Here is a 25691-nt window from a genome sequence, read left to right as displayed (position 1 = left end):
GACTTGAAAAGGCGCTACTATGTGTAAGTATTAAAGGTTTAGGAAACAAAGAAGCAAGAACGGAAAGCGGTGAAACGTGTCAGAAAAGCATTCCCACGAATAAGCGTGGGAATGATAGAGATAAGAGTTTGCGGAGAGTTACTTCACATCCTGATCCAGAAGACCTGCAGCAACTGCTGGAGCCAGACCCGGAGTCAGAGGCAGACGAGGAATAACCAGACAGTGCATCAGGTGGTAGATATCCTGCTTACCATCCCAAACAACACTTGTACCTGCCTGGTTGTTTACATCCAGTTCCTGCCACCATGAGCAACCTTCATAGTCAATCAGGTAAGTACGGCAGTAGTCCCACCATGTGCGGTACCAATCTTCGTACTTCTTCTCACCTGTTACTGCGTAAAGCGCATAAGCAGTACCGATTGCTTCAACTGGAGCCCAGCGGATACGTTCGCGTACAACAGGCTTGCCATCCCAGTCTACTGAGTATACAAAGCCAGGCGCACCATCAACATGCCATGCATCACGTACTGTTGCGTCAAACAGACCAATCGCATCTTCCAGCATCCACTCTGGTGCATCTGCGCCAATTTCAAGCAGTGTTGCACGTAGATGACAGATCAGACGTCCCCACTCAATCCAGTGACCTGGAGTACCACCGTATGCACGGAAGTGACTTGCCGGTGTTTCTTTGTTGTAGTCTGGTAGTGGATTCCAGTCAGAGTCGAAGTGCTCGTTTACACGGTAGCTTAGACCTTTCGCTGTCTTGTGAACCATAAACTCTGTGATGTTCAGTGCTCGATCCAGCCACTTCTTATCTTTTGTTACATCGTAAACAATCAGGAATGCTTCCACAGAGTGCATTGCCATATTACCGCCACGGTAATCTTCTGTTTCAGTCCAGGCACGATCCCATGACTCATAACACATCTGCTTCTCTTCTACCCAGAAGTGTTTTTCGTATACATTGATAGCTTCGTCCAGAAGAGCACGAGCACGAGGGTGGCCTGTAGTTACAGCACTTGCTGCGCCAAGAAGAGCGAACGCATGCTGGTAGCCTTGTTTAGACTCATCCATGATGCCTTCGCCTTCGTTATCGATGGTTGCAAACCAGCCACCATGCTCTTTATCCTTTAGCGGGCCTTCCAGCGCGGTAATACCGTGTTCAACCAGGTCCATTGCACCAGGGCGACCCATCAGAGCAGCCAGAGAGTAACAGTGAAGCATTCTTGCTGTGATCCACAGGCGTGTTCCCATCTCTTCGCGAACATTACCGTTGTTGCCAATCCAGCCGAAACCGTTAGGTACTAGAGCGTTTCTACCAAACTCAAAGATTCGGTCTGTTTCGGTTTCTAACCAAGAAATATGGGATCGGGTATTAATCCACTTCATACATTGTTTCCTCTGGAATTATTGGATAATCGTCATTATTGTTTGTTGATAGAGAAATTATCAGTCGATTGATTTCATTTCTGTTAGTTATGTATCACTTTTCAACAAAAATAATCACAAATGGACATTTTTGAGCGTTAGGCCACAAGCTTTAAACATGGTTATGGCCTAAAAAAAGCGCTCAGATGAGCGCTATTAAGTTCGTCATCCCACGAGCTGTTGTTGGGACTTGTTAGGTTTATCTCAGTCCTATCTCACACTAAACTGGTGTACTGTTTTCTCTTCAAATATTTCGCCTGGATTCAGGCGAACTGAAGGGAAGTGAGACTGGTTTGGACTGTCGGGAAAGTGCTGAGTTTCAAGACACATTCCACCCCAGGATTCATACTTAAATCCGTTGCGACCAAACCATACTTTGTTCGACAGTTTAAAACCGCTATAGAACTGAACCGCTGGTTGAGTGGTAAGAACTGTCATAAATCGACCAGTTTGGGGGTCATACAACTCAGCGGCATAACCGTAGTCATCTCGAGTATCTCTGTGATGAAGTATGTAGTTATGGTCGAATCCATCTTCTTCCAGCTTTAGCTTGTTCTCACCAATGACAGAAGAAGCGGTGAAATCCAATCCAGTCCCCTTAACAGAAAGGATTTCACCTGTAGGAATCATGTTTTCCGATACTGGAGTATAGAAGTCGGCAAACAGCTTTAACTCATGGCCTTCTACCGAACCTGAATCATGGCCACCAAGGTTGTAGTAACTGTGGTTACAAAGGTTAACGACCGTTGGCTTGTCGGTTGTTGCCTTAAAGTTGTAGTGCACCTGATTCTCTTCATCCAGGCCAATGGTATGCACAACGTTTAACGTGCCACCGTAACCAGATTCACCATCGGGTGAAACACGGTTGAAGTGAATAAATGTACCCGTTTCCTTCTCTTCTATTGAGTAGTCCCAGACATATTTATCGAAACCTTTGGTACCACCGTGAAGGTGCTGCGCTGTAGGCGGTTCATTGGTTTCAAGCTGATACTCAACGCCATCAAGTGAGTACTTGCCATCTTTAATTCGGTTGGCATATCGGCCTGCAATTGCCCCGAAGAAAGGGTGACCTGCAAGGTATTTTTCCAGGCTTTCGTAGCCCAGAACCACATCAGCAAGTTCACCATTGCGGTCTGGTGTTTCAATCGATGTCACTATGCAGCCATAGTTGGTGACCGAAAGCTTCATCCCGCTCTGGTTTTCCAGCGTAAATAGCTGGACTGGTGTGTTCTGGCCTTCTACTTCGCCCCATGGGGTCGTAGTGAGTTTCACGTTATTGCCTCTTTAACTTACTTGAGCATATGGTTAATTATTTGATTTTTGGCTCAAGACCAGAAGTTACGCGTAGTTGCTCAAGTACTGCTGTCCAGTCTTGACGACCACGGCCTGCTGCACGCGCAATGCTGTACATTTCACGAGATGCTGCACCACAAGGCATTGGAACGTTAACCTGATTAGCAAGGTCTAGCGCAATACCAAGGTCTTTGTGTGCAAGGTCGATCATAAATGCAGGGTCAAGGTTTCCAGCCAGTACTTTACCTGGCCATGTTGTAGTGAAGTGGCCTTTACCAGCAGGAGTGCCGTTCATAACTTTAAGCGCAGCGTCAAACTCCAGGCCGATTGCTTCTGCCAGTGTTGCAGCTTCCGCAGACAAAGCGTTCAGAGCGATACTCATGTAGTTGTTGATGATTTTTACGCGGATACCTTTACCCTGACCACCACAATCAACTGTTTCGTTACCCATGCAATCGAACAGTGGCTGAGCTTTTACGATTTGCTCTGGAGTACCGCCTGCCATGATAAGAAGTTCGCCACGGATCGCGTGATCGGATGTACGACCAACCGGTGCTTCCATCATTTCAAAGCCAGCATCACCCATCTCTTTAACCAGGGCGTCTGTTTCCATTGGGTGGATAGTCGACATATCGATGTAAAGTGCGTCTTTGCTCATCGTTGAAGCAATACCGTTGTCGCCAAACAGAGTTGCACGAACAAGGCTGCCGTTTGGAAGCATAGATACGATAAACTCAACATCGTTTGCTGCATCAGCAGGAGAAGTCGCAGCAGCTGCGCCTTGCTCAACAAGCTTGCTTACCGCTTCTTCATTGATATCAAAGACTTTTAGTGAGTGACCGCCTTTGATTAGGTTTGCAGCCATTGGGCTACCCATTTGTCCAAGACCGATAAAGCCGATAGTTGACATGAATTTATCCTTTTGCGTGATTAGTGTTTCGATAGTGTCGTCAATATAACGATTTCTACAAATACAACCGTAAGCAATGTCACATTTTGTTGTTTTGTGTACATTTGATGTTGTTTTGTGATTGTCGTCCCATCCAAAAAGCGGAATATTCATATAATGGAATCATCAACGTACCGACAATCCGTACCTACAAACTACAGAAAGAGAATGAAACAATGGCAATAGCGTGTCTTGGAATTACCGTACTCGACAGAATTCAGCGAGTCTCACAACTACCGACGGCTGGCGGCAAGTATGTCGCAACCGACTATTTTGAAGTGGGTGGTGGCCCGGCAGCAACTGCTTCAGTCGCTGTTGCTAAAATGGGTAAAGAAGTGGACTTTATTGGTCGTGTTGGTGGCGATTCCGTAGCCGATACCATGCTATCTGAGCTTTCGGGTTATGGGGTGGGTGTAGATAACGCAGTTCATATTTCTGAAGCCTCATCTGCGTTCTCCGCTGTGCTGGTGGATGATGAAGGTGAACGCATGATCATTAATTATCAGGACAAATCTTTGAGTCGTGATATTGAACCACTTAAATCTGTTGATTTCTCTACATACGAAACCATTTTATGTGATGTACGATGGATAGAAGGTGCCAAATATGCGCTCGAACAGGCGAAAAAATTTGGCATCCCTTCGGTATTGGACGCGGATATTTGCCCGGATCCCATTGATGAACTTGTGGAACTTGCCGATCACATCGCGTTTTCAGAACCTGGTCTGGCCAAATTTAGTGAGACAGAAGATCCAATTGAGGGTCTAAAAATCGCTCAGAAAAGGACAAAAGGGAAAGTATATGTTACTGTCGGCGCAAAGGGTTGTTACTGGTTAGAAGATAACGAACTGATGCATCAGCCAGGTAAGGTTGTTGATGTGGTTGATACAACTGGAGCAGGAGATGTTTTCCATGGGGCTCTTGCTGTAGCAGTTGCAGAGGGAATGGAAACACGTCAGGCGGTTATATTTTCTAATACAGTAGCAGCGATTAAATGCACCCAAAGAGGTGGTCGCGAGGGCATTCCTGACCGGGCAACGGTTGATGTCGATATCGCAGGTTAATAACAATATTTAACAAAGGTTATCATGACTAATCCAAGACAAGACAAACTATTACAATTAGTTATTGATAAAGGTTACTGTACGGTCGAAGAACTTGCAGAAATTCTGCAAGTTTCGACACAAACAATCAGAAGAGACATCAAAAAGCTAAGCGATGAGCGTTTGTTAGTGCGTCACCACGGTGGCGCTAGTTCTCCGTCGAGTACAGTAAACCTTGATTACGAAATTCGTAAAGTTTCTGAAACTGAAGAAAAAAATGCGATTGGTGAGCGCATCACCCAAATGATTCCCGATAACTCAACAGTGTTCCTGACCATAGGGACGACAACGGAAATCATTGCAACGCACTTGCTCAAAAAGAGTAACCTTCAGGTGATTACTAACTCGCTCCGAGTAGCCAACGTACTGCACAGCAACAAGAGCTTTGATGTTTTGATTCCGAGCGGAAAAATCAGAGCGAAAAATGGTGGCATTGTAGGAACTGAAGCGCTGGATTTTATCAACAACTTCCGCTTCGATTATATGATCACCAGTGCTGGTTCCGTTGATGAAGACGGTACGCTTCTGGAGTACGATCTAAATGAAACGGCCATTGCTCAGGCGGTGATGAAATCAGCACGAAACGTGTTTGTCGCATTGGATTCAACTAAGTACACACCAAAAGGCTCTATTGAACTTGGAAATATCAAGGATGCTACCGTGTTCTTTACTGATGAGAAGCCACCTGAAGATATTCAGGATGTGCTAAGTACGGGTAATGTGAAAGTCGAGATCTGTCGATAATATAAATCTCTAGGCCAGATAGTAATCTCGTATTTATTATCTGGCTTTTTTGTTCTTAATTAGAATCCTAGTTGATAATTCCGCTTGCCAGCATACCTATTGTTCTGTTCATGGCTTACTGGTCTGTCCTTTCTGCACCTACCACTTTCTTCTATAAGCATCACATTAATAGCTATAATGAATAGTAAAATAAACATGTATAACTATTCATAATAATAACAATATAAAAAGTAAGGCTTTAACCACCATAATTACTATTGGTAGATGAGCTTATGAAGATTAAACATAAACTTTTTGGCCTGACAGGCATTTCACTTGTTGCCCTGATCACGATTGTTGCAATAACCGAACTATCCAACCTTAAACTTCTGAAACTTGAGAAAACTCTGGTCGAAGTAAAAGACCTAGAGCTCTCTTTACTTGAACTCAACAGAATTGAACTTGAGTTTATTAATACTCCGGATAACGCTAAGTTGTCGGAGTTCAAGCGTGAATATCAACACTTCACTTCACTCGATATAGCAATGGAAGCGCATTTGCACGAGCTCGGGATCAGTTTTTCTGAGTTCGATAAATTGCATAAAGAGATGGAGCTGTACAACAAAGACTTTGCAAAACTTGTATCAGACTTTGGGGTGGATTCAGCTCGTGATCAGCAAATCATTCAAGAGATGAAAGCACTCTTCGCCGACATAATGTCGATTTTTAAATCCGTTGAAGCACAGTTGGAAGAGGAGCTGGCAAGTAATCAAGAATCTATTGAGCAGTTTATTCTGATATCAATTGCCGTGGTTGCGATTGTATTGATTGCTCTTTCTCTTTTGGTCATCAGGAGTATACAAAACCGTATACAGTCACTCAGTGATGTGATGTGTGAAGTAAGTACGACACACAATTTGTCATTAAAAGCACCCGAAACTGGAAATGATGAGCTTTCTTTGGTGGCTGGGCAGTTCAATGCTCTGCTGAAAAGCATCCAGGGACTGGTAGGCTGTGTTCAGGATACTATCAGCGAACTCGGAGCAGCATCAAAGCAGCTACAGCAAAGTAGTATGGGGACGGAAGAAGCGCTTAACCAGCAGCAGATTGAGACCGATAGTGTTGCCACTGCGATGACAGAGATGGGCGAAACGATCAAAGAAGTCGCGATGACAACCGAACGTGCAGCAACGAATGCACAAAAAAGTTACGATGTTGCTCATGTCGGGCTGTCGGAAATAGAGAAAACTCAAGGGTCGATCACTGAGCTTTCAAATGATCTCGAGGGTGCTAGCCAGGAGGTGAACCACCTATCTTCACTTTCACAGGAGATCAGTTCAGTGCTGGATGTGATTCGCGAGATTGCTGAGCAAACCAATTTACTTGCTTTAAATGCTGCAATTGAAGCTGCAAGGGCGGGAGAGCAGGGAAGAGGCTTTGCGGTTGTTGCGGATGAAGTGAGAACTCTGGCAAGCCGCACTCAGTCTTCTACTGAAGAGATCTCAAATATTATCAGCTCCGTTCAGGAGCAGACTCAGAAAGTCGTTGGCACTATGCATAGTTGCACTTCTCGAAGCGATCAAAGTGTGGAGTCTTCTGGTGAGGCGTACAAGCAGATCAAAAATATTCTAGGCGATATGCAACATATACTGGACAGTAGTAATCAGATAGCCGTAGCACTGGAAGAGCAGAGTACCGTGTCTGAAGAGGTAGCGCGCAACATCAATGTGATCCGGGATTTGGCATCTTCAAATGTCAGTGCGGTATCTGAAAACGCTCAGTCTTCTGCAAGCGTAGCGACTCAGGCTAGTGATCTGTCGAGCGCGATTGCGAAGTTCAAGGTTGCGTAGAAGTAGATACAAATAAAACAAGAAGCCCGCATTTCTGACATTTAGAAATGCGGGCTTTTTTATAGGTTAAACTAGCCTATCTTGAACTGATACTGCGATAAGCAACATCGGTGAGGTAATCATTAAGTTTATGCGAAGCTGCTACTGCTTCGTCTTCGTCGGTATGACAAACTGCTCTGAGCACAGAAGCGTGGAGCGAAGTAGCTTCCGCCAAATCGGAAGTATCATTTTTGTATGCGAACCAGAATCTTCTGGATAGACCTTGTAGCGGAGCCATTGCTAGTTGAAGATATTCGTTTCTTGCTGCCTTTACCAACAAACGGTGGATGTTTTTCAGCAGTGAAGCATAGGTAATTTCATCACCAGTCTCAGCGCACTTTTCAAGCTCAAGAGCATACTCCTGCATCTGTTGCTTTTCGTCTACAGAAGCTCTTACAGACGCATACTTCACACATAGCGCTTCGATATCGCGTCTGACTTCAAGGATCTTCAGCTGGCTTTCAACTGAAATCGCAGGGATCTGGATCCCTCTTCGTGGATGGATCTCTACCATACGTTCATAAGAGAGTCGTTGTAGTGCTTCTCTTACTGGTGTTCGGCCAAGATCCAGATTTTCTGCCAGCTGCTTCTCGCTGACCATACTACCGGGCTCTAGCTCCCGGAAAATGATCATTCTTTCCAACTGGTTATAAGCCACTTCCGTTTTATTTGTAGGGTTTATTTCTAAATTCATTCTTATTGTTCCTGGAAATTTTTTAGTGAGCGCTCTCACGAATCTCAACACACCGATTGTAACACAAATATTCCGGGAGTATATTCCAGACATACATCTGATATATCAGATGTCTATCAGTGGTCCATCAGAGAGGTTAAGATGAAAGATTGGAAAATTGTTCAGCGATATGAACAAGTGCCAGACCTACCGATTCTCGGAGATGTGGATGTTCTGGTCATTGGTGGAGGCCCGGCTGGTGTAGCTGCGGCGACAACTACCGGAAGTATGGGTAAGGACACCTGGCTGATTGAGAAGTATGGATTTTGTGGTGGTGCGGCGGTTGCCGGCTTGTCCGGAACCATCTGCGGTATGTACCTGGCGAGTGAAGATGCTAATGACCAACCAGAACAGGTTGTATTTGGGTTTACCGAAAAGTTCAGAAAAGCACTGAAAGCTAAAGGTGGTGTTACTGAGCCTCAGCGCTATGGCAAAACATTTACTGTAACGCATGACCCACTAGTCTGGCGCGAAGTCGCTGACGATATGCTGGAAGAGGCGGGTGTAAAAACGCTTTTTCATACGTCTGTGATTGGCGTGATTATGGACGAAGATACCTTCAACGGTGTTGTTATTGAATCGAATGCAGGTCAGTCAGTGATACTTGCCAAAAGAATCGTTGATGCTTCAGGTGATGCAGCTGCAGTTGCGCGAGCAGGTTTTGATTATTTCTTTGGTGCAGAAGGCGTGATTCAGAACCCTACCATGTTCTTCCGAATCGGCGGTGTTGATATTGGCAAATATCTCGATTACTACGGCAATGACACTATTTGCCCACCAAAGGTAACCGAAGACATTCTGGCGGCAAACGCATCGGGTGATTATGAGTTACCAAGACACAAAATCTGGATATTCCCAACAACTCGACCAAACGAACTCATGGTGAACGCTACCCGTCTGGCTGGTCAGGATGGGCGAGTATTGAATGTTATCGATCCGGTCGATTTTACCGAGGCAGAAGTCTTTGGCCGTCGACAGGTCAGACAATACGCTCGTTTCCTGCAAAACCATGTTCCGGGATGTGAATCCTCATACGTTGTTGATACCGGTGTTGAAGTTGGTATCCGACAAACTCGCTCCATTGTTGGAGTGGAAACCCTTTCGAATGATGACGTTGTCAATTGCCGCAAGCGAGAAGACGGCATCTGCAGAACCCCCTGGCCAATCGAGCTACATAACGGTGACAAACCGAAGCTTCATTGGTTAATCAACGATTACTACGACGTACCCTACAACGCGTTAGTTCCTGTCGTTGGTGAAAATATTATTGTCGCTGGTCGCTGTCTGAGCGCAGAGCATGAGGCGTTAGCTTCAGCTCGTGTTACTGCGCAATGCTTTGAATATGGACACGCAGCAGGTATTGCCGCTGTGAAGTCAATTGAAGAAAACAGACGAATTCGCGATCTACGTGGCGAAGAAATTCGCACTATTATGATAAAAAACGGTAGTGCTCTTTAAGGAGAAATCATGAAAGATACAAAAATCAAACGTGTTGAACTCTACGCAGTAGCAGATAGAGACGCACCACCGATTCCTTGGGCAGACAATCAGGAACCTCTGCTTTACACCAACAACATTGTCAGAATCATCACCGAAGACGGCACTGAAGGTGTGGGTGCAACAATTAGCTACACTGAAAATGATTTTGATAAGTGCATCATCGAAGCGATGAAAACGATCGTTCCGGGACTGATTGGTAAAAACCCGTTAATGACAGAAGAGCTAAGTACCTGGTTGGGCGCTCGCTGTTCATGGGGCGGACTGCCAGCGAAATCTCCTATTGATATTGCTGCGTGGGATATCAAGGCAAAGAAAGCAAACATGCCTCTGTATATGCTTTTGGGCGGTGCACGCCATAAGATGAAATCTTACGCATCTTCACCAATGTTCGATACAGTTGAAGAGTACTACCCGTATATCGATGACTGCATTGAGCACGGTTTTACCGCGATTAAGCTTCATTGCTACTGTGTTTTCGAGAAAGACGTAAAACTGGTTAACGCAATTCAGGAGCGATACGGCCACACCGATATCCGCTTTATGCTGGATACAGCGACTTTCTATACTCCGGCTGAAGCAATGAAGATGGCTAAGCTGATGGAAAGCTACGATTGGGAATGGTTAGAAGCACCAGTTTCTGACTATGACTATAAAACTTATCAACGTCTGGTAGATAAAACTGATCTGGAAATTTCCAGCCACGGTAACTGCCTTCTGACTCTACAGGAAGTGACTTACGCGCTTGGAAACGAGTTCTGGTCTGATGTTCGTCAGGATGCGACAGTTTGTGGTGGTATCACTCAACTTAACAAGTGTTTCGCGATTGCGGAAGGCCACTCTAAGAACCTTGAGATCCAGAGCATGGGTTACACCATTACGCAGGCAGCGAACCTGCATGTGGCATTGGCTCACAACAACTGCAACTTCTTTGAACAGTTCTATCCATATGAGAGTTTTGAGCTTTGTTCACACACTCAGATCCGTACGGATAAAGAGGGATATGTTCATGCACCAGAGGGCAATGGCCTGGGTGTAGAAATGGACTGGGAAGCAGTGAAAGAAGCATCTATTGCTCACTATGTTTTTGAATAATATTGCTTTTAAAAATTAACAATAAGACGTGAAACTGTTACTTCCGCCTTTTGCTGTAGGCGGAAGTATCAAGGAGTCCTCTATGGAAAATAGTAATCCAAATAATTTTGACCGCACGACGATTGTCGTTTCTTTGGTCATCATCGCTGCGATATCTTCGTTCTTTCTGACAGATACAGATCGGGCAATTGCCATCGCTGGCGATATCTTTACCATGATCGCTTACAACCTGGGTACGCCAATCTTGTGGTTTGGTTTTGCCATGGTTATTGTTGCTGTTTATTTAATGACCAGTAAGTACGGTAATATCCGTATGGGCGAAGGAAAACCTGAATACTCAAATTTTGCCTACATCACTATGATGGCACTCGCGGGTGTAGGTTCCGGTACCGTTTACTGGGCTTTCCTTGAATGGTCGTACTACATCAAGACGCCACCTTTTGCCATTGAAGCTGGCTCTGTTACTGCACACGAATGGGCTGTGACATACTCTCTGCATCACTGGGGTATTACCGCTTGGGCACTTTATGCTATCAGTGCTGTGCCAATCATGTACTCGTACTACGTGCGTAAGAATCCTTCTCTGAAGATCAGTGAAATCGTACAGAGCATGATCAAGAACCAAGCTGTAGGTAAAGTGGTTGCGCGTGTTATCGATATTACTTACCCAATCTCTTTGGTATTTGGTCTAATCATCGTACTTGCTCTGGGTGTGCCAATTGTATCTGCGGCATTTGCTCAGCTTACTGGCCTTGAAGATGGTCTGGGTCTGAAGTTAGGTATGCTTGGAATTGTAGCGACCCTGCTAATTGTGAGCTCGTTCGTTGGTATTGAAAAGGGTATGAAAAACATCTCCAGCTCGGGTACCTACTTCCTGATTGCGCTGGTTATCTACATCCTGTTGTTTGGCCCAACTCTGTTTATTCTTGAGAACACAAGTACATCTATCAGTCTGTGGGCGTCCAACTTCATCCACATGAGCTTGTATACTGATGCAATCACTCAGGATAAGTTCCCTCAGAACTGGACTGCTTACTTCTGGGCATACTGGATGATCTTTATTCCTCTGATGTGTGTATTTATCACTAAAGTGTCAAAAGGCCGTACGCTACGTGAAGTTATCGCATGTATGGTAGGTGGCGGTACTTTGGGTACAACCATTCTGTTCTCGATTGTGGGTTCATTTATGATGAAAACACAGCTTGATAAGAAGGTTAACATCAGCCAGATGGTATCTGATGGTCAGGCGAGTCAGTCGATTGTAGAAGCGCTAAATACGCTGCCATTCTCATCACTACTGCTGATTGTGTTTATCATTTCGACTTTCCTACTGTTGGTAACAACACTGGACGGTTCGGTATTCACGGTTGCTTGTCAGACACAACGTGTGCTTGATAAAGATAAGAACCCGGCAACCATGCTAAAAATCTTCTGGTGTTTGGTGATTATCGCAATCCCGGCTGTGTTTATCATTGTTAACGCACCTGTTGGTTCTATGCAGTCAGCAATCCTGATATTTGCAGCGCCACTACTTGTGCTAGAAACCTTCATGTTGTTTAAGACACTGAAGTACATGGGTGAAGATTACGGGCATATGAGTGCCTCAGAAATCCAGGAAAAGCATAAGCAGGAGCCGGAAACTGCGGTAAAGGAAAAAGCTGAAGTAGAAGGTGAAAGCACTCTGGTAACTGAAAACAACTAATCTGTTGAATCACACTTGCTCCACTAAAATAAGAAGCCTTAGCTTAAAAAGCTAAGGCTTCTTTTTATCCTTCAAACAACTTCATCATTGATTCACTTCTGGTTAATTAATCGACTTTCATTCTTCATCTTCAAGAGTAAATATAAAAATATGGTCTGTTTCATTTTTGAATAATTACTTTGCTTTATCTTTTGGTCAAAACAGAATAACATACCGACCGTGCGGTTTATTTTGAATGGCGAGTTTAATAGGTGGTTATGGTGACGCAGGGAACTAAGCATAAACCTGAGCAGGAGAGACGAAGACAGATTCTCGACTCTGCTCTGGATATCTTCCTGGAGAAGGGTTATTTGAGAACAACGATGAAAGACATCATGGTGGCGACTCAGCTTTCAAAAGGAGCGATATACCACTATTTCACCAGTAAAGAGGATATCTTTCATTCGATCATAAAAGAGGTAGAGATATCGACCGAAAGAGACTTTAAAGAGTTTAAGAGCAAATCTCAGCCGTTTGATTTTCTGAGTTTTTATATGATGGATAACTTGGATTATTTTGTGAAGCTATATCGTTTGAACACCGTATGTCACGAAATCACAGAGAGCGAACCCGTGCTTTCTATCCTGAACAATTGCCTCGAGATGTATAAGAAAGCGATTAAAGAAGCGATTGAAAGCTGCCCTAATCGTACAAAAGAGGTGAGTGTCGAGGAACTAAAAACAGCAATTTACCTAATGTTTGAAGGAACGCTCTCTATGGCTGCGAGCGTTTCCTCTTTTGATGCGGAATCTGAACTAAAAAAAGTGCTCAAAGTTGTACGAGTTTTAACCGGAAGTTCACCCGCAATTCACCAGCAATCCAGTAAAACTATAATGTAGCCTTGGGGATATCTAGCAATGAAACATAAATCTTGTCCGTTTTGTGGGAGTAATCTTCTGTCGGTGGAATACCTATACCCAGCTTGGGGCGGAGATGAAAAAGAAGCCCACGTTGTATGTGATGAATGTGCTGCATCGTCACCTGTTTATATCTGGGATCAGAGAGGCAAAGAATCTGTGAAAGCACCAATGAAAGAGACGATGGCTCAAGCCTCCTAGCTGTTTCTTGAAACCTTAGTTTAGCAAGATATTTGGCACGTTCAGCAAGTGAAATAGTGTAGTGCTTCACATAGAATGCATTCACGATTTCAATGAGTCTTTTTATGGCTCCTTGGGGGAAAAGTTTGAAGCAGGCAAAAAAATTCACAGTATTTCCAATTTGGTTCGAGTTTCTAGAGGAGATTGGGGTTAATCCAGAACAAGTCGTTGCATATGCTCAGTTACCACCAGATAAATTACTTCATGAAATTACAACCATCACCTACGAAGAGTCGATAAGACTTTGCGAAGCGATCGAATTTGTGGCGAATGGAAAGCCTGTTCCGTTGCTCATGGCAAAAGACACGGACTCTACGGAGTTTTACCCCGATTGGTTTGCCTTTTTATGTTGTAAGGATCTTAATGAAGCATTGACTCGTTATAGTGAGTATATCGCTATGATTAGTCCAACACGTGTGTATGTGCAACACCTTCCTGAGTCGACATCTATAGAATACAGCTGCGAGGGGAAAAATGGGCCACTAACGGTCCATGCACTGAATGTTCTACTTGATATGGTCTTTCTTGTTGTTATGGCTAGAGATGCATCACATGCTCGTATGCGTGTTCAGTCTGTTGAACTAAAAGAACTGCCGGAACAGATAGGTGCATATGAAACTTTTTTTGGTACTAAGTTAATCAAAAGTTCCAGAAACAGAATTCGATTTACGGCCAGAGATGCGAAGCTACCTTTTCTAAGCGATAAAGCAGAAATTTGGCGCTTTTTCGAACCAGAATTTTCGTTCTTAAATGTTGCACTGCCAAATACGACAGAAGACAGGTTAACTCGTATACTGCTACGCGCACTGCCTACCGGACAACATTCGATTGAGTTAGCAGCGAAAAGACTCGCGTTGAGCAAGAGAACCTTGCAAAGAAAACTTAAAGATGAAGGGTTAACGTATGTCACTGTGTTGAACAATGTTCGCATGAGGTTAGCGTCTCATTACCTGCGAATGACACAACTCACTGCGTATGATGTGGCGTTTTTATTGGGTTTTAATGATGAAAACTCATTTTATCGGGCATTTATGCGTTGGTATGGTGAAACACCAGAAAACTATCGCCAGCTTCGCGTCGCATAGCAAAGTAATATAGCTAAATCATAAATTATTTCTTGAATTAAATATCGGTTTTCTAGCATGCAGGTGGAATGGTATTAATTTCATCGATGTACTTTGCCAGTTTTCGCTTTATAGCACTAACACTTCTTGCTCGATCATTTAAATCATCAATCGTCTCATTATTATAACTATTTATTAACTTAAAGTTATAGTTGTTACCATGATATATGTTTACCTTTATTTTTAGTTGAGTGAATCTTGATATTATCGATATCTTAAAATGCCCTTTTTTGTGAAGTTCTTGTTTGACACGATAGGCTTTTATGTTTTCTGCTGAAGAGTAATTGAATATTTTCATAACTTATTATATATAAAAAAGGGTTAATAAAAGCTCGTCACCAATATTAACCCTAAGGCAGTGTTTATTTATGTTTAGAAATTTATATTAGAAATAGTATTTAGCAGCAATTCTTGCTACACGATCGAATGAAGCATCGTCTGCAGAGTTGGTCGCTATACCAGCATGAACAAGGAAGTTGTCGGTAAAGTTGTAACCAGCTGAGATAACTGCTGATTTGTACAAGTCGTTGGTTTTTCCGCTAACTTTTTCTTCTTCATGAAGGTAACCTGCAGAAATACTTAGCTTGTCGAAGTCGTAACGAGCGACGGCTTCAAAACCTTTTTGATCGATGTCTTTACCCATGTCATGGTAAGTCAGACCCAGTGTTAGCTGGTCTAACTTATATTGAGTACCGACATACAATACGCTTTCATCAATATTGTCGGTCCAGGAACCATTTTGGAAATCAGAGTGTCTTTGACCTGCACCGTAACCAATACCCACCTGAAGGCCAAAATCCGTCTTCACTTTGGCTGAAGCAGCGTAGGCTTTACCTTGGTTGTCTTTGGTTTCACCTTCATCTTCCAACGCATAAATCGCTGCTACTTCAAAAAGATCAGTCGCATACTCGTAGGTAAACTGTGCACCAGCCCAATCTTTCAAAGCTTTAGGAAGCTTGCGGGTATCTTCAACACCTTCTACTTGGATATCAGAAAGGTTTCGAGCGTTCTTTAAACCTACAGATGGCTCATTGCGCCCAAATGAGATAGAGCCCATATCTCCTTTAACACCAGCGTACATAGCACGGTGAGTTTGAGTATCATGTTGTTTAAATTCGATCTCCACCTTACCGAAACTTGAGTAGGTGTCGTTGATCTTCTTTTCTCCAACCAGGTTGATACGGGCGCGAGAGGTGTCACTCTTTTTGTCTGGCGTTGGTGTTGCGGCGTCATCATTGCCTTTTAGAGATCTGTAACGAGCTTCAGCGAAGCCACCAACAGATAATTTAGTATCATCAGTATTGACTACCTCGTATGCAGAAGCTGTACCTGAAATAGCTGCGGCAAGAACAGCAAGAGCGATTGTGCTTTTTTTCATTATTTATCCTATTAAATTATGTTTAATTATTATTTAGAACCAATTATTTGTAGGCTCTGTATATATTGTTTTATTTACTCGGATAAATTAGCTTGCTGATGATCACAGTTGTTTTTAGAACTCATGTTTTCATATATGAAATCTAAACTTATAAAAACTAATAGTAATAAATATATCTATATCCATTCTTTAATGGAATATCATGTCGTAATTAAATTTTTTTGACATTGTTAGAGGTGTATTGTCATATTCAGATTAAGTTGTCGTTTATTTATTATCAGTGTCGCGCTATAAAAAATATGGCACATTAAGCAAGTGGTTTAAATTAAAATATTCCTGGTGTATTATTTTTATATTAAAGCAATAAAACTATTCGTCGCTTAACCCACCGTTAACCCGTCATCTTATAAAGTAAAAGGCAGAGCTATGGGGAGTGTCAGGAATGAAGTTTAAATCATGCCCATTTTGCAGTAACAACTTACTGTCAGTTGAATACCTTTTTCCAGCTTGGGGAGGAGGAGTGAAAGAGGCTCATGTTGTTTGTGATGAGTGTGCTGCCTGTTCACCCATCTATATATGGGATTGCAGGGGTAAGGAAGTTGCAAAGGGGAAGGTGCAAGAGGAGGTTGAGCAGGCTTCTTAACAAAGCCTGCCTCGCGAAGACTTAAAACTCAATCTTATAGACTGATGTTGTTCCACTCACTTCGTTGCTGACAGCAATGAAATGAGAGCTGTTTCTCTGGAAGTGCTTAATAGACTCAGGCCCTAGGTCGCCCGCTTTAGGGTTATAGACACCATTCTTACATTTTCCTTTGCTCACTTCGGTACAGACGTTAGCATCGAAATCGCGGTTATTTACGTAAGTGACTAAATGGCTGTTCTGAGGCTCAGTAACATCATAAACCATGATGCCTCCCTGCTCTTCAAGACCCACAAACACGTACTGACGACCATTGATATTTGCAGTTTCTATTGCTTCAGGCTCGGTACCTTTGGCGTCACTGTGCTTATCACCGCTGGTGTTGTTGCTGTTTTTACTGTTGAAATGTTTACCGTTCGTTTCAAAAGCCACTTTGGCAAAAGTATCACCACTGTCAAAGACCAGCTTTCCATTTTCATCCCAGATAGAGAAAGAGCGAGCACCGTATAGATATACTGACTCATCTTTGGAGATAGAATCTTCATTCGCTACTTTAAGGCGACCTAATGCTTTCTTGTCGTTTAGCTGTTCCGCCAGAGGATGTTCTGGATCAACATCGAGCTTTTTGCCTCTGGTTTCATCCGTATAGGCAATACAGAGTCCTGTCTCTGTGTCATACATATCGGTGTCGCGATAGTCGATACCATCCCACTTGAATCCTCGAGCAATACAGGATTTCTGAGTGGTATCGAAACCGTACGTACGACCTTCACCTTCGTTGGCTGATACAATGTAAGACTTTCCGTCTATGGTGAAGCTATCGATGGTGTCAGGCATGTAAAGGCTTTCCAGCATCGGGTAACTATGGAAATTGCCGATTATTTTGTCCTTGTCTGAAGCATCAAGCTCGTACTTCGACCAGGATTTGCTACCCAGACCAACGACGGCTTCGACTGATTTTGTGTCTAAGTTAATAGACGCCAGAGCGTTGTTTTCTTGCAGTGACACATACAACTTGCCGTTATCTGCAAAAGCTAAATACTCCGGTTCTAGATCTTGCGCCACGGTCGCATTTGGCCCGGAGATTCGAACATCCATACCAAGCTCATTGCTGCGTGCAGCCCCTTCATTAAAGTCAGAAAAACCAATTTGATATACATCGCCTTTAGTGACATCTTTTGAGATATCAACTAGAGTGATGCTGCCTTCAGGATCGAGTGAATAATCGTTGTTTGGTTCACCTTCATTTGTTGTCGCAATATATTTTCCGTCATGGGAGATACCGACCATATCAGGCAACGCACCTGCAGGGTAGGTGGTTAAGAGTTCGAGTGTATCAGAGCGATATAACGCGATGATCCCATTTTCTTGCTTAACTTTATTTTCAATCGCCACCGCAATCAGACCGTTGTGGGTGGCGATGCTGTTGGCGGCACCAATTTCTATGCCTGCTAATTTTCCGGCAGACTCAAGGTTTATCGCACTACTATGGCGAGGTGCCCCTTTGCCATCTAAGGAAAGTATGTCTATTTGACTGGCTTGTGCATTCACCACATACACTTTGTCGGTACAACTGTCATAGCTGACGATTTCTGCTGCGGAACTGGCAAATTTTGCGTCTGCGATGGCGGTACCAACCAATGACAACCCTTGGACGGATTTGTCCGAAGCTTCAACGCTAGTTGAAACCTGGCATTGTATTCCCAGTTCTGGTTTCTCTGTATTTTCTGAGAAACAGCCTGACAGAGATATCGCGGATACACCCACCAGGATATAGCCTGACGATTTAGTAAACATAGAACTTCCTTACTGATTTTCGTGAGTTAAAACGAGTACTTTAAGAAGGCTCTACTACAATCATTTTCAGAAGCCTTATGAGTATAGTGTTCGGTTTACGCTGAAAAATCAGTGTGTTGTAAAGAGATTGTTAGCTAAAAACTCTGCTCGCGAAGCTTTTCTAGCTCCTCTAATACTAGCGGTAACGAGCTGGGATCGGCTACAAATCGCGCAAACTGTTTTATGCCTTCAGAGGCGATAGGTTGGGGGTTATCACGATCATAGAACTGAGAGACACCCGATGCGTTAGCCAGGATCTTGTAGCTTTGTTTTATAAAATGATCGTCAACTTGTTGTTGGTTTGGATTAGGTGCAATCATGCCGATTGCAGAATTGAGCTCTTGTTGTACCCTTGATTGAGCCATAAACTGGAGTAACTTGACGCCATCAGCTTTGTTGTTCGCATTTTGGGGCACTATCCATACATTGGTAGGCGCTTCTTCATATACCTGAACAGATGTATCTATCACCGGGAAGCGAATCATTTCAACGTCATCGTAAAGTGATTCTGGAATTTGGGATGTCCAGAAATTCCCCATCAACATCATTCCTCCTTTATTTCTGTATAAGAAGGGAAGTGCTTCTCTCCAGGTTAAGCCTTGATGTCCATCTAAAAAGTAGCCTCTGTCTATTAGCGATTTCCAGTACTCAAAAACCTTGGCAATACGCTGACTTTTGTAACTCACGTCACCGGTAACCAGCCTTTCATGGAATTCGAGACCATTGATTCTGAGGTTGAGATAATCAAACCATGCTGCGAGCGTCCAATAGTTTTTACTACCAATGACGATTGGAGCGATACCGTTCTCCTTTAGTTTCTCGGATGCAGCGATAAAAGAGGGCCAGTCTGTTGGGGGAGAAATATTTAGTTTTTCAAACAACGATTTTTTGTAGTAAATCGCCCAGGGATAATAGTGTACTGGTAGACCGTACTTATTATTATTGTAGGTAACACTAGAACGCGCACCTTGGGTGAACTGTGTGTCCCACTGATAAGCTAGCCATTCGTTATCGAGATTGCTTACCAGTCCTTTTTTAACGAAGGCCCGGAGCCTTTCGCCACTGAACCAGTACATGACATCACTGTGACTTTCGGATTCCAGCCATTGGTTTATTTCTGATTTGTATTTTTCTGCCTCGTAGTTTTGGACTATCAAGTTTATATCTGGATTTTGTGTTGAAAACTGTTCAAATAAATTGTGATAAGCCGCTCGTTGAGCCCCGTTAAATGACAAAAGAGACACTTTTAAGTCTTGCTTAGCATAGCTAACAAGGGTTACTCCCCATAAAGCGAACAGCCACAACTTAATGAATCGCGTTTTCTTCATTCACTGCTCCAGAATAGTGTTATGGTATTGAATAGGTATTTCACTCTAATGGTAGCCAGAATACACACTTCTTTCTAGGGTGTTTATAATCAGTCACTTAGATTACGACTAAAGTTATAGGTAACAACATGAATTTTTGCCCTGAATGCGGAGAGAAAGCTCTGCAAACCTATTTCCTTCCAACCAAGCAATTTGTATGTGACAAATGTGATTTTACTCTGTTTCAAAACACCGCTGCGGCAGTTATGGTGGCGATTGTTTGTGGCGATGAAATTCTAATTGCTATCCGTGGGCGTAATCCTGGTAAAGGCATGTGGGATCTTCCCGGTGGATTTGTCGATCCTGATGAGTCGCTAGAGCAGGCGGTAGTAAGAGAATTAAAAGAAGAGCTAAACTTTACCTTTCAAACTCCTCAATACATTTCTTCAAACCCCAATACTTATCTATATAAGAACGTCGAGTACAAAACCCTCGATGCGTTCTTTCTTATCGAGTTGGATCACAAGCCTTTGCTTGTGGCTGATGATGACGTCGAGTCGGTGGAATGGACTAAACTTAAAGATGTGAGTTTGGATAACTTTGCGTTTGAATCTGCAAAACAGGCAGTAAAGAGACTTATCTCACATTTGTCTGATTAAGTAATTTGCATCATACATATTGAAGTACAAATTGTTTTAAGTGCTTTTTAGGATGTCTCGTGATGTTAGCTCGATTAGCTATTATTTGTAACAAATAGGTTTTTACTTGTTTAATCAACATGATGGTAGACTTTTGTACGGTTTGATAGGGTGTTAAAATTTTCAAGTGACTGCTTTGCAAGCCTATATAACGCTTAAAATTCAGACTGAAAATCGACTTGTATTAATGGTGTTGTATTTTGAAATAGTACCAATTTAATACAAAAAATCGCTTATTGTGAGTTCTGTCACGGATGAGTAGGACAAATTGGGTAACAATATAGTCATTGAGTAATTCATTGGTTGCTCATATAACTAGAGACGGAACAAGGGGCAGAACATGAAAATCTTAGCTATTACTGCATGTACCGCCGGTGTGGCACACACCTACATGGCGGCTAAGAATTTAGAAAACAAGGCAGCCGCTCGCGGTTGGCAAATCAAGGTAGAAAAACAGGGTGCTAACGGTATTGATGGCCGTATTACAGCACAAGATGTAGCAGAAGCAGACGGCATCATCTTCGCAACAGATGTTGGCGTAGCTGAAGTAGAACGTTTTGAAGGCCTTCCTTCAATTCAAGGTAAAGTTAAAGATGGCATCAAGAAAGCAGACGAAATGTTTGACGCTCTTGAAGCTAAAGTAAAAGCTGGTGGTTCAGCGCCTAAAGCGGCTGCTAAAGCATCGTTTGAAGAAGCAACGGAAGATAGTAACGATAACTTTGTAATGAAGTTCCTGAAAGACTGGTACAAAGGTGCACTGTCAGGCGTATCTCACATCATTCCTCTTGTAATAATCGGTGGTCTTTGTGTAGGTCTTCTAAACCTATTCTTTGGTTACGATTACACCCACCTTTATGATGAAGCTATCCTAACTGAGTACACTGGTAAGACTTATGCGGATCTAGGAATCCTTAATGCCGCTGAAGGTCTAAAAAATAGTGAAATCGGTGCAATTAAGAAAGAAGTATACGCTGCTATAGGTACAGCTGAGGGTAAAGCTCAGTTTGAAACCTCTTTCCAGGGTATCATTCACTTCCTGTACTACAGTACTTTGAAGGCGTTTAACCCACTACTGATCTGTGTTCTGGCTGCATTTACAGCGTACGGTATGGTCGGTAAGCCAGGTCTTGCTCCGGGCTTCGTAGGTGGCTTCGTTGCTGTCGGTGGCGGCTTCGGTAAGATTTCCATTATGACTGGTGGTTTCCTAGGTGGTCTGGTAGCAGGTGCGGCAGCAGCAGCGTTCGTAATGCTTGTTCGTCAGATTAAGGTTCCGGCAGTACTGGAATCGGTGAAGATGATTATCATCACTCCGCTTCTTGCTGGTATCCTAACTATCATCTTCATGTACGTTGGTCCTGGTAAATTCTTCGCAGAACTGAACTCTGGTCTGGTTGAGTGGCTAACATCAATGGGTACTAACAACCTACTGATTCTAGGCTTCATCTTAGGTGCAATGGCATGTTTCGACATGGGTGGTCCAGTAAACAAAGCGGCTTACATGTTCTGTATCGGTGTGGGTACAAGTGGTAGCTTCGACGGTGATGCATCTATCTTCTACGCAGCGTTTACTGCAGCGAAATGTATCCCAGGTATGTCTCTAGGTATCATGGCATTCCTATTCAAGCGCTACTTCGACGAAGAAGACCGCCTAGCAGGTCCTTCAACAGCAATCCTGGGCTTCTGTGGTATCACTGAAGGTGCAATCCCTTACGCTGTTAAAGACCCAATGCGTATCATCCCAGCTCACATGATTGGTGGTGGTGTAGCAGCAGGCCTGATTCTTTCATCTAAGATTACAATCGGTACAGTTGCAGGTGGTGCGGTATTCATGTTACCAGTAATCAGTCAGCCACTAACATGGTTAACATACTTCGTAATCGGTATCGCAGTATCAATGGCTATCACTGTTGGTCTGAAGATGATGAACAAAGAGAGCAAGACAGCAGCTACTAAAGCTCAAGCTTAATTAAGTTCTCTAATCAATAAACTAAAAAGAGATGTCGAAAGGCATCTCTTTTTTGTATTTTGGTTTTAACCTCATAGTCCATTGGTGTTTTTGTGGTTTACGTATCCCAGAATCAGCAAGCTAAGTAAGAATACATTGAGTACATTTGGCTCTGGTATTGCCGTCGGTGTCCATACGGCCCAAACTAGCTGGTTATGATCTGAGAAGTCAGTACTTCGTGTGGTAAAAGTCAGATATTCCGCTCCGTCTGAACCCGGCCATGTAGGATTTACATTGTGTGCTCTTGCACCCCTGACATTGTTAATGCTTGGTATCTCATATGGTGTAACAATTCCCCCACTGACAAAGTATTCAATACCATTTGTCAGTGATGGGTTATCGTCAAATAAACCGAGTCCGGGAATATTAACTAAAACAGAAGAAAGCAGCGCTTCAGAAGCGGAACGAGCAGACTCTCTTGTCTTGAATATGAAATCACTTACATTATCACAACCGTCAAACAAAGTTCGGCAAGATCCGTCTTGAAATGCCACATCATAGGTAATACCTAAAACATCTATGTTACTCGCTCCTAGTAGTTGACCATTACCATCGACATTGTAGATGACCGCTGATAATACGGCGTGGCTGTAGAGCAACATCAGTAGCGAAAAAAATGTTCGTAGCTTCATAAGTACCTCCAGAGCAATGACCTAACAAAATACATGCAGTATTCAAACCGTATTTCAATACGTTATATCTCTATACTTATCAGTTGCTTAGATTTGTTGTTTTATTAAGTAAGTAACCATGTAAAAAGTGTGGACACTATGATTTGCTTCGTTAATGATGATTTAATGTAAAAGTTTATTCATTCGATGGCTAAAGGAGGAGATATTGCTTTAATTGCTTGATTTTTTAGCTAGAAAGTTTTTCTGGAGAATATGTGTTGGTTAATGGCTGTTCAGCCCTAAACTAAAGTGCTGTAAAAAAAACTTACAGTTGTTTCAATACAAAATTTTTGCGTACTAGGGTTAATTACCACAATAGCTGTGATATAAGGTGCTCCAAATTGATAGCGACTAATAATTAGGAACAACGATGAGCTTATCTGAAATGACCTTTTTTGAACGATTTGAGTCGGACATTCTTTCGGGGAAGAAGACCATCACGATTCGTGACGAAGCAGAAAAGGATTACGAACCAGGCACAACTGTTCAGGTGTCCACCTTTGAAGATAACCGTTGGTTTTGCTCACTAAACATCGAGTCAGTTACCCCGATAAAGTTTGACGAACTATCTGAGTTTCATGCTACTCAGGAGAATATGACACTTCCTCAGCTAAAAAGTGTGATTCAGGAAATCTACCCTGGTATCAATGAGCTGTACGTCATTTCTTACAATCTGGCTTAACTCTGAGCAAGAGAAATACTTCATTTTGTCATGGTGATAACTCGTGCTCATTATGACAATGTTTGAATTTTGTCATAATGATTGTCCTTGAGGCTGGAGCTCACTTAACTAATTGAATATTAAGTGAATTAAAATCTGGCATGTATCCTGCTCTTATAGAGTCATAAATAACAGTAGGAGATCAGTATGACTCACCATCGAATTCCGAAAAACTGGAAAATTCAGCGCTCAACTCCCTTTTTTACGAAAGATAATGTACCCGCAGCTCTTCTTTCACACCACAACACTGCCGAAGGCGTATTCGGACAGCTATGTGTTATGGACGGTGTCGTTACTTACTACGGATTTGCTGACGAAAATGCTACGGAGCATGAAGTAAAGGTTGTGATACCCGCAGGGAGTTTTGCTACCAGCCCACCTCAATACTGGCATCGAATTGAATTGAGTGACGATGCGCAATTCAACATTAACTTTTGGTCTGAATCTGACAAAGATAACCAAAAGATGTACAACACCAAATCCTAGCCATTCTCCCTAACTTAATTGCAAACTTAAAATTGTAGCCTCTGATGAATCCATCGGAGGCTAAGGAAATATCAACTTATATGAAATCTCTTTTTCTTCGGATGCGCACGATCCATTGGCTAGGCGCTGTTGCACTTCTCATCAACGCATTGTTTTTCACTGAGTCAGTGACTTCACAAGTCATCCAATATTTCGTCACCGCATTTCTAATTATTCACGATATTGACGAAAAAGTCTGGGGTGTTGATTCTCTGAGAAACGTCACCGATTACATGGGTGTTTTTGAGAATAAAGACTTATCAGTTCCCTGTGAAATAAACAGCAGCTATAACAGCGAAATCGACAAAGTCCTCGGTGTGATTAATCGGTTTAGAGAAAATGTAAGATCAGCGCTAACAGAGATACAGCAACAGGCTGAAGAGTCAGATGATATTGCTGAGCAATTAAAGATAAAGACTCAGAACATTTCTTCGCGTATTACGGAACAAGATAAGAGAGTGTATGAGATCACTCACTTGGTTGAAGTTTTGGATAGAACATCTGTCGCTCTTCAAGCTGAGGCAGAGGAAACAAGACATCAGGTAGAGAAAACGCGGACAGGTTTACTTCGATCAAACGAGAATATGGGCGAGATGGTTTCTGATCTTGAAGGGTATGTTGCGAGCAATGATCAACTGCAAGCTAAGTTTCTTCAGTTATCGGAGCAAACGGGCTCTATTGGTCAGGTGATAGCGGTTATCAGCAATCTGGCTGACCAAACAAATTTATTGGCTTTGAACGCAGCAATTGAAGCTGCAAGAGCAGGTGAGCATGGACGTGGTTTTGCTGTTGTTGCGGATGAAGTTCGCACCTTAGCTGCGTCAACTCAGACGAGCCTGAATGATATCAACCAGATTGTGGCGGGCATCTCTTCTGCGGTGTTAGATGCCGGGGAACAGATGAAGTCGCAATCTGGCGCTCTCGAATCACTTTCTGCTCACACCAGAGCTAGCCAGCATGAGTTGGAGTCCGCTTGTAGTAGCATCGATGGGATTTTGAACATCATTGGTCAAGAGGGAGATAGTAACAGTGTCGATATCGTTCAGTTGAACAAGCTGGTGAAAGATGTCCATGTTGAAACAGAAGCTTTGAAATCGCTTTCGGGCTCAAACGCGAACGATTGTCGGAATTTAGAGGAGCAGGGCGACAGGTTAGCGGAAGTTACCGAACAGATAGTAGATCATTTGAATTTGTTCAAAACGCGTTAAGAGAATAGGCACTAGAAAACCGGGTTATCT

The 25691-nt window shown here is 43.0% G+C and carries 22 protein-coding genes; 14 read left to right on the top strand and 8 right to left on the bottom strand.

The window, feature by feature from the left end; genetic code table 11:
- Positions 1-138: 138 nt before the first annotated feature.
- The 3 genes from SNR28_RS07610 to yihU form a co-directional block, all read right to left on the bottom strand.
- Positions 139-1389 carry an AGE family epimerase/isomerase gene (locus tag SNR28_RS07610; protein WP_375748608.1) on the bottom strand — a complete coding sequence of 417 codons (1251 nt, stop codon included), beginning with the start codon at positions 1387-1389 and terminating at the stop codon, positions 139-141.
- A gap of 249 nt (positions 1390-1638) precedes the next feature.
- Positions 1639-2700, bottom strand: a complete 1062-nt coding sequence (locus SNR28_RS07605; RefSeq protein ID WP_375748607.1) for an aldose epimerase family protein — start codon at positions 2698-2700, stop codon at positions 1639-1641.
- A gap of 37 nt (positions 2701-2737) precedes the next feature.
- Positions 2738-3631: a sulfolactaldehyde 3-reductase gene (yihU, locus tag SNR28_RS07600; RefSeq protein WP_375748606.1), complete on the bottom strand. Its 894-nt coding sequence runs from the start codon at positions 3629-3631 to the stop codon at positions 2738-2740.
- A gap of 215 nt (positions 3632-3846) precedes the next feature.
- Here yihU and SNR28_RS07595 point away from each other — a divergent pair, with 215 nt between their 5' ends.
- The 3 genes from SNR28_RS07595 (at position 3847) to SNR28_RS07585 (ending at position 7346) form a co-directional block, all read left to right on the top strand.
- Entirely contained in the window at positions 3847-4734 is an 888-nt protein-coding gene (locus SNR28_RS07595; RefSeq protein ID WP_375748605.1) for a PfkB family carbohydrate kinase, read from the top strand.
- 24 nt (positions 4735-4758) lie between these two features.
- Complete coding sequence (locus SNR28_RS07590) at positions 4759-5517, top strand: DeoR/GlpR family DNA-binding transcription regulator (protein ID WP_375748604.1); 759 nt, start codon at positions 4759-4761, stop codon at positions 5515-5517.
- 272 nt (positions 5518-5789) lie between these two features.
- Complete coding sequence (locus SNR28_RS07585; RefSeq protein ID WP_375748603.1) at positions 5790-7346, top strand: methyl-accepting chemotaxis protein; 1557 nt, start codon at positions 5790-5792, stop codon at positions 7344-7346.
- A 76-nt stretch (positions 7347-7422) separates the two neighbouring features.
- Here SNR28_RS07585 and SNR28_RS07580 read toward each other — a convergent pair whose 3' ends face one another.
- On the bottom strand, positions 7423-8079 hold the full coding sequence (locus SNR28_RS07580) for a GntR family transcriptional regulator (protein ID WP_375748602.1): 657 nt from the start codon (positions 8077-8079) through the stop codon (positions 7423-7425).
- A gap of 141 nt (positions 8080-8220) precedes the next feature.
- On the opposite strand from SNR28_RS07580, the gene SNR28_RS07575 reads away from it, so the two are divergent.
- The 6 genes from SNR28_RS07575 (at position 8221) to SNR28_RS07550 (ending at position 14633) form a co-directional block, all read left to right on the top strand.
- Positions 8221-9576 carry an FAD-dependent oxidoreductase gene (locus SNR28_RS07575; protein ID WP_375748601.1) on the top strand — a complete coding sequence of 452 codons (1356 nt, stop codon included), beginning with the start codon at positions 8221-8223 and terminating at the stop codon, positions 9574-9576.
- Positions 9577-9585: 9 nt separating this feature from the next.
- On the top strand, positions 9586-10710 hold the full coding sequence (locus SNR28_RS07570) for a mandelate racemase/muconate lactonizing enzyme family protein (RefSeq protein ID WP_375748600.1): 1125 nt from the start codon (positions 9586-9588) through the stop codon (positions 10708-10710).
- An 82-nt stretch (positions 10711-10792) separates the two neighbouring features.
- Entirely contained in the window at positions 10793-12412 is a 1620-nt protein-coding gene (locus SNR28_RS07565; protein WP_375748599.1) for a BCCT family transporter, read from the top strand.
- Positions 12413-12669: 257 nt separating this feature from the next.
- Positions 12670-13290, top strand: coding sequence for a TetR/AcrR family transcriptional regulator (locus SNR28_RS07560; protein WP_375748598.1), 621 nt, complete (start codon positions 12670-12672; stop codon positions 13288-13290).
- A gap of 18 nt (positions 13291-13308) precedes the next feature.
- Positions 13309-13509: a hypothetical protein gene (locus tag SNR28_RS07555; RefSeq protein ID WP_375748597.1), complete on the top strand. Its 201-nt coding sequence runs from the start codon at positions 13309-13311 to the stop codon at positions 13507-13509.
- Positions 13510-13634: 125 nt separating this feature from the next.
- The gene (locus SNR28_RS07550; protein ID WP_375748596.1) at positions 13635-14633 is read left to right on the top strand and encodes a helix-turn-helix domain-containing protein; all 999 of its coding nucleotides are present in this window, start codon (positions 13635-13637) and stop codon (positions 14631-14633) included.
- Between the two features lie 424 nt (positions 14634-15057).
- Here SNR28_RS07550 and SNR28_RS07545 read toward each other — a convergent pair whose 3' ends face one another.
- The 3 genes from SNR28_RS07545 to SNR28_RS07535 form a co-directional block, all read right to left on the bottom strand.
- On the bottom strand, positions 15058-16050 hold the full coding sequence (locus SNR28_RS07545; protein WP_375748595.1) for a porin: 993 nt from the start codon (positions 16048-16050) through the stop codon (positions 15058-15060).
- 664 nt (positions 16051-16714) lie between these two features.
- On the bottom strand, positions 16715-18487 hold the full coding sequence (locus tag SNR28_RS07540) for a choice-of-anchor I family protein (protein WP_375748594.1): 1773 nt from the start codon (positions 18485-18487) through the stop codon (positions 16715-16717).
- Between the two features lie 134 nt (positions 18488-18621).
- Positions 18622-19854, bottom strand: a complete 1233-nt coding sequence (locus SNR28_RS07535; protein ID WP_375748593.1) for an ABC transporter substrate-binding protein — start codon at positions 19852-19854, stop codon at positions 18622-18624.
- 128 nt (positions 19855-19982) lie between these two features.
- Here SNR28_RS07535 and SNR28_RS07530 point away from each other — a divergent pair, with 128 nt between their 5' ends.
- On the top strand, positions 19983-20492 hold the full coding sequence (locus tag SNR28_RS07530) for an NUDIX domain-containing protein (protein WP_375748592.1): 510 nt from the start codon (positions 19983-19985) through the stop codon (positions 20490-20492).
- Between the two features lie 379 nt (positions 20493-20871).
- Positions 20872-22497, top strand: a complete 1626-nt coding sequence (locus SNR28_RS07525; protein WP_375748591.1) for a PTS fructose transporter subunit IIC — start codon at positions 20872-20874, stop codon at positions 22495-22497.
- Between the two features lie 71 nt (positions 22498-22568).
- On the opposite strand, the gene SNR28_RS07520 is transcribed toward SNR28_RS07525, so the two are convergent.
- Positions 22569-23168 carry a hypothetical protein gene (locus SNR28_RS07520; RefSeq protein ID WP_375748590.1) on the bottom strand — a complete coding sequence of 200 codons (600 nt, stop codon included), beginning with the start codon at positions 23166-23168 and terminating at the stop codon, positions 22569-22571.
- 424 nt (positions 23169-23592) lie between these two features.
- On the opposite strand from SNR28_RS07520, the gene yqfB reads away from it, so the two are divergent.
- From yqfB to SNR28_RS07505, 3 genes are all read left to right on the top strand, one after another.
- Positions 23593-23889, top strand: a complete 297-nt coding sequence (gene yqfB, locus SNR28_RS07515) for a N(4)-acetylcytidine aminohydrolase (protein WP_375749916.1) — start codon at positions 23593-23595, stop codon at positions 23887-23889.
- A 186-nt stretch (positions 23890-24075) separates the two neighbouring features.
- Positions 24076-24414, top strand: coding sequence for a DUF1971 domain-containing protein (locus SNR28_RS07510; RefSeq protein ID WP_375748589.1), 339 nt, complete (start codon positions 24076-24078; stop codon positions 24412-24414).
- A gap of 80 nt (positions 24415-24494) precedes the next feature.
- Positions 24495-25661 carry a methyl-accepting chemotaxis protein gene (locus tag SNR28_RS07505; RefSeq protein ID WP_375748588.1) on the top strand — a complete coding sequence of 389 codons (1167 nt, stop codon included), beginning with the start codon at positions 24495-24497 and terminating at the stop codon, positions 25659-25661.
- Positions 25662-25691: the final 30 nt, after the last annotated feature.

The organism is Vibrio iocasae, from assembly GCF_042245395.1.
Classification (GTDB): Bacteria; Pseudomonadota; Gammaproteobacteria; order Enterobacterales; family Vibrionaceae; genus Vibrio; species Vibrio iocasae.
This window is presented reverse-complemented; position numbering and strand designations above follow the sequence as displayed.

Bases quoted from the DNA above. Each gene is read 5' to 3' on its own strand.
- SNR28_RS07575 (WP_375748601.1), top strand. From the start codon at position 8,221: ATGAAAGATTGGAAAATTGTTCAGCGATATGAACAAGTGCCAGACCTA.
- SNR28_RS07530 (WP_375748592.1), top strand. From the start codon at position 19,983: ATGAATTTTTGCCCTGAATGCGGAGAGAAAGCTCTGCAAACCTATTTC.
- SNR28_RS07590 (WP_375748604.1), top strand. From the start codon at position 4,759: ATGACTAATCCAAGACAAGACAAACTATTACAATTAGTTATTGATAAA.
- yqfB (WP_375749916.1), top strand. From the start codon at position 23,593: ATGACCTTTTTTGAACGATTTGAGTCGGACATTCTTTCGGGGAAGAAG.
- SNR28_RS07570 (WP_375748600.1), top strand. From the start codon at position 9,586: ATGAAAGATACAAAAATCAAACGTGTTGAACTCTACGCAGTAGCAGAT.
- SNR28_RS07555 (WP_375748597.1), top strand. From the start codon at position 13,309: ATGAAACATAAATCTTGTCCGTTTTGTGGGAGTAATCTTCTGTCGGTG.
- SNR28_RS07585 (WP_375748603.1), top strand. From the start codon at position 5,790: ATGAAGATTAAACATAAACTTTTTGGCCTGACAGGCATTTCACTTGTT.
- SNR28_RS07595 (WP_375748605.1), top strand. From the start codon at position 3,847: ATGGCAATAGCGTGTCTTGGAATTACCGTACTCGACAGAATTCAGCGA.
- SNR28_RS07580 (WP_375748602.1), bottom strand. From the start codon at position 8,079: ATGAATTTAGAAATAAACCCTACAAATAAAACGGAAGTGGCTTATAAC.
- SNR28_RS07525 (WP_375748591.1), top strand. From the start codon at position 20,872: ATGAAAATCTTAGCTATTACTGCATGTACCGCCGGTGTGGCACACACC.
- SNR28_RS07520 (WP_375748590.1), bottom strand. From the start codon at position 23,168: ATGAAGCTACGAACATTTTTTTCGCTACTGATGTTGCTCTACAGCCAC.
- SNR28_RS07510 (WP_375748589.1), top strand. From the start codon at position 24,076: ATGACTCACCATCGAATTCCGAAAAACTGGAAAATTCAGCGCTCAACT.
- SNR28_RS07560 (WP_375748598.1), top strand. From the start codon at position 12,670: ATGGTGACGCAGGGAACTAAGCATAAACCTGAGCAGGAGAGACGAAGA.
- SNR28_RS07610 (WP_375748608.1), bottom strand. From the start codon at position 1,389: ATGAAGTGGATTAATACCCGATCCCATATTTCTTGGTTAGAAACCGAA.
- SNR28_RS07505 (WP_375748588.1), top strand. From the start codon at position 24,495: ATGAAATCTCTTTTTCTTCGGATGCGCACGATCCATTGGCTAGGCGCT.
- SNR28_RS07565 (WP_375748599.1), top strand. From the start codon at position 10,793: ATGGAAAATAGTAATCCAAATAATTTTGACCGCACGACGATTGTCGTT.
- SNR28_RS07545 (WP_375748595.1), bottom strand. From the start codon at position 16,050: ATGAAAAAAAGCACAATCGCTCTTGCTGTTCTTGCCGCAGCTATTTCA.
- yihU (WP_375748606.1), bottom strand. From the start codon at position 3,631: ATGTCAACTATCGGCTTTATCGGTCTTGGACAAATGGGTAGCCCAATG.
- SNR28_RS07535 (WP_375748593.1), bottom strand. From the start codon at position 19,854: ATGAAGAAAACGCGATTCATTAAGTTGTGGCTGTTCGCTTTATGGGGA.
- SNR28_RS07540 (WP_375748594.1), bottom strand. From the start codon at position 18,487: ATGTTTACTAAATCGTCAGGCTATATCCTGGTGGGTGTATCCGCGATA.